The sequence below is a fragment of the Paraburkholderia sp. SIMBA_053 genome (assembly GCF_046534895.1).
In the GTDB taxonomy this organism is placed as follows: Bacteria; Pseudomonadota; Gammaproteobacteria; order Burkholderiales; family Burkholderiaceae; genus Paraburkholderia; species Paraburkholderia caledonica.
Genome location: NZ_JAWRXU010000273.1, coordinates 1 through 343, shown reverse-complemented (window position 1 = coordinate 343; position 343 = coordinate 1). Strand labels below are relative to the sequence as shown.

Annotated in this window: 1 protein-coding gene; it reads right to left on the bottom strand. The window is 61.2% G+C overall.

Annotated elements, in window-relative coordinates; translation table 11 throughout:
- The coding region (locus tag SB753_RS35600) for a universal stress protein (RefSeq protein WP_410804782.1) at window positions 1–341 on the bottom strand (341 nt) is incomplete at its 3' end.
- Window positions 342–343 lie beyond the last annotated feature (2 nt).

Genomic DNA, 343 nt, shown 5'->3' with positions numbered 1-343 from the left:
ATGACGATCAGATCGGCATGCCATTCGGTGGCCATCGCGTTGATGCGATGTGCGACGTCCTCGCCGGGCGGCGAAACTTCGACCACACGCGGCGTGCCCGTTACTCTCCGCTTCTCGAGGCGGGTCTTTGCATCGGACGTAATCCGCTTGCCTTCTTCCCCGAAGGCGTCCCGGATGATGGATGGATCGAATCCGGGTGCGTCGTAGGCGATCAAGGGCACGTCGATCACATACAGCGGCAAGAGCTGTGCGCCGTGTTCGGCAGCGAGCTTCAATGCTGTGTCGAGCGCGCGCGAAGCCGTGTCGCTACCGTCGAGCGCAATGAGTATCCGGTTATACATCG